The 3,899-nt window shown below is 70.4% G+C and carries 2 protein-coding genes; one reads left to right on the forward strand and one right to left on the reverse strand.

The features are described from left to right. Nucleotides 1-2,411, forward strand: a 2,411-nt coding sequence (locus tag AC08OP_RS08035; protein ID WP_476613602.1) for a vitamin B12-dependent ribonucleotide reductase, incomplete at its 5' end; no start/stop codon positions are given. A gap of 76 nt (nucleotides 2,412-2,487) precedes the next feature. On the opposite strand, the gene AC08OP_RS08040 is transcribed toward AC08OP_RS08035, so the two are convergent. Then, nucleotides 2,488-3,825, reverse strand: a complete 1,338-nt coding sequence (locus AC08OP_RS08040; RefSeq protein WP_476613603.1) for an amylo-alpha-1,6-glucosidase — start codon at nucleotides 3,823-3,825, stop codon at nucleotides 2,488-2,490. Nucleotides 3,826-3,899: the final 74 nt, after the last annotated feature.

Below are 3,899 nucleotides of genomic sequence, written 5' to 3' on the forward strand. Positions count from 1 at the left end.
CCGGGGGCACCGCGTCCGGGCCGGTGAGCTTCATGCGCGGCGCCGACGCCTCGGCGGGTACGATCAAGTCGGGTGGCGCGACCCGGCGGGCGGCGAAGATGGTCGTGCTCGACGTCGATCATCCCGACATCGTCGAGTTCGTGGAGACGAAGGCCCGGGAAGAAGACAAGATCCGGGCGTTGCGGGACGCGGGCTTCGACATGGATCTCGGCGGCCGCGACATCGCCTCCGTGCAGTACCAGAACGCCAACAACTCCGTCCGGGTGACCGACGAGTTCATGCGGGCGGTCGTCGACGGCGGCGGCTTCGACCTGCGGGCCCGCCTCGACGGCCGCGTCCTGGAGACGGTGGACGCCCGCGGGCTGTTCCACACGATCGCCGAGGCCGCGTGGGCCTGCGCCGATCCCGGCATCCAGTACGACGGAACGATCAACGACTGGCATACCTGCCCCGAGAGCGGCCGGATCAGCGCCTCCAACCCGTGCAGCGAGTACGTGCACCTGGACAACTCCAGCTGCAACCTGGCCTCGCTGAACCTGCTGAAGTTCCTGCGCCCGGACCGCAGCTTCGACGCCGAGGCGTTCGTCGCGGCGGTCGAGCTGATCATCACCGCGATGGACATCTCGATCTGCTTCGCCGACTTCCCGACGCCGGAGATCACCAGGGTCAGCCGGGCCTACCGACAGCTCGGCATCGGCTACGCCAACCTCGGTGCCCTGCTGATGGCCAGCGCCCGGGCCTACGACTCGGACGGCGGCCGGGCGCTGGCCGCATCGATCACCTCGCTGATGACGGCCACCGCCTACCGGCGCTCCGCCGAGCTCGCCGGGATCGTCGGCGCCTACGACGGCTTCGCCCGCAACGCGGGCGCGCACCGGCGGGTGATGCGCAAGCATGCCGCCGCGAACGACGCGGTGCGCAGCGTGCACGCCGAGGACTCCCGGGTCCTCGCCGCCGCGTCCCGGGAATGGGCCCGGGCGCAGACCGTCGGTGAGAAGCACGGATGGCGCAACGCGCAGGCCAGCCTGCTCGCCCCGACGGGCACGATCGGTCTGGCGATGGACTGCGACACCACCGGCATCGAGCCGGACCTCGCCCTGGTGAAGATGAAGAAGCTGGTCGGCGGCGCCAGCATGAAGATCGTGAACCAGACGGTCCCGGCGGCCCTGCAGGCGCTTGGTTACCCCGAGGAGACCATCGAGGCGATTGTCGAGTACATCGCCGAGCACGGGCACGTCATCGACGCTCCCGGCCTGCGTCCAGAGCACTACGAGGTGTTCGACTGCGCCATCGGGGACCGCGCGATCTCCCCGATGGGCCATGTCCGCATGATGGCCGCGGTACAGCCGTTCCTCTCCGGCGCGATCTCGAAGACGGTGAACATGCCCTCGACCGCCACGGTCGCCGACGTCGAGCAGATCTACCTGGAAGGGTGGCGGCTGGGTCTGAAGGCCCTCGCCATCTACCGGGACAACTGCAAGGTCGGCCAGCCGCTGACCGACGTCAAGGGGGCGAAGCAGGCCGCCGAGCTGGCCGCCACCCCAGCTGGCACGGGAGACGGGGCCGGGACCGCCGGCTCCGCCGGGACCGCCGGCTCCGCCGGGACCGCCGGCTCCGCCGGCTCCGCCGGGACCGCCGGCTCCGCCGGGACCGCCCCGGTGGAGGTCGAGTACCGGCCGGTGCGCCGCCGGCTGCCGAAGACCCGCCCGTCGCGGACGGTGTCCTTCTCCGTCGGTGGGGCCGAGGGTTATCTGACCGCCGGCTCCTACCCGGACGACGGCCTCGGTGAGGTCTTCATCAAGATGTCGAAGCAGGGGTCCACCCTGGCGGGCGTGATGGACGCGTTCGCGATCGCCATCTCGATCGGCCTGCAGTACGGCGTGCCGCTGGAGGCGTACGTCAGCAAGTTCATCAACATGCGGTTCGAGCCGGCCGGGATGACCGACGACCCGGACGTGCGGATCGCCCAGTCGATCATGGATTATCTGTTCCGTCGCCTCGCGCTCGACTATCTCGACGCCGATCAGCGGGCCGAACTCGGCATCTCGACCGCGGCCGACCGGGCCCGTCGGGTCGCGGGTCACTACGGTCCCGCGCCGGCCGTGGCGGCCGGCGCGGGACCGGCGCAGCCCGCCGGGATCGACGACCCGGCCGGATCCCAGGGGGCCGCGGTGACCGGATCCTCGGCTTCCGTCGCCGATCGGGGTGACCCGGGCGTCCCGCCCGGTCCGGCGGTGGGGAACGGCCCGGCGTACGTGGCACGGGAGTTGCGGCTGGCACCGCCCGGTGAGTCGCTCGTCGCGCAGACCGTGGTCGATGCTCCGCTCTGCTTCACCTGCGGGGTGACCATGCGGCCAGCCGGTAGCTGCTACGTCTGCGAGCAGTGCGGTTCGACCAGCGGCTGCAGCTAGGCGTCGCAGCGGCCGGTCCGACCGGGTGCCCGGTCCGACCGGGTGCCCGGTCCGAGACAGCGCTCGGCGGTGTGGCTCAGCGCTCGGCGGCGAGGAGGTCGACCAGGAGCGCCGCGGTCCAGGAGAACCGGTTGCTGCCCGCGCCGGAACCGTCGAGGGGTGAGTAGTACTCGAACATCGCCCCGGACGAGGCGATCATGTCGATCGTGTTCTGGCGCAGGTTCTCCGCGGCGTCGAGCCGGCCGTAACGCTCCAGCCCGTCGGCGATCAGCCAGTTCATGTTGACCCAGACGGGACCCTGCCAGTAACACCGGGGAAGGAAGCCCGGGTCGTCGAGCGGCACGCTCGCGATGCCGAACCGAGACCAGTAGCGCGGTGAGGTGAGCGTCTTGACCATCTCGTCGACCCGGTCCTCGGGCACGACCCCGGCATAGAGCGGCAGGAACCCCGAGATCGTCTCGTGGCGCAGCAGCGTTCCCGTCCGGAAGTCGCGGCTGTAGTAAGTGCCGTCGGTGTGGAGCCGCTCGATCGCCTCGCGCGTCCTGTGCATGGACCGCCGCAACCGGGCGGGGATGGTCTGGCCGATCTCGGCGGCGATGGCGGTGAGGTGCTCGTTGGCCCGGATGAGGATCGCGTTGAAGGCGACGTCCTGGACGAGGGGGACGATGGTCCGGCGGATCTCGCGGAAGTTGTAGTGCGCCCGCCGCAGCTCACGCACGATCCGGTAGAGCGTGAACAGGTCTCCCGAGGTGAGCCGCTCGTCGGGGGGGACCTCCTTGGAATCGCGCCGCAGCGCGTCCATGGCGTCGCCGCCGTTGATCCGGCGCAGTGCCCGCACCCCCAGCGGAGCCGCCGGTCTGGTGATCTCCATCCAGGCCGGCGTGTTGTCCATCCCCGACTCCCAGGAGTGGACCAGTGTGACGAGACCGTCGTCGTCGGGGTCGCGTTCGAGGTAGAGCCACGTATGGAAGCGCAGCAGGCCGGGGAGCAACGCGCGGTAGAAGGCGTCGCGGGCGGATGGCGTCATCATGGCGGCGATCCGGACGGCGGCTTCGGCGATCATCGGCGGCTGGGTGACCCCCGTGCTCTGCACTCCGCCGGCCGTTGTGGTCACCCGGTCGCAGCGCCAGCGCTGCGGACCGGCGTGATAGAAGTCCGAGGTCTCCGCGAAGATCACGTGGGGGATCATGCCGTTTGGCCACTGGCCTCGCAGCAGCGAGAGGACCTCCTTGGCGGCCCGTCCCGGGTCGAGATGGCGCAGTCCGATCGCGATGAAGCAGCTGTCCCAGAGCCACTGGTGCGGGTAGAGCGTCGGGGAGGGCCGGGTGATGTCGCCGAGGTCGTTGTCTCGTAGCACGTCGATCGCGGTTTCCCGTAGTGCCGCCAGGTCTGCGGGAAGGCTGGGGACGGACATCGTGTGAGAGTAGCGGTTACACGCTGTGCACAGAGGCAGGGCCCGTCGGGTGTGGCCCGCCTAACGGAATCGCC

This window comes from Frankia sp. CeRuru1, from assembly GCF_977966315.1.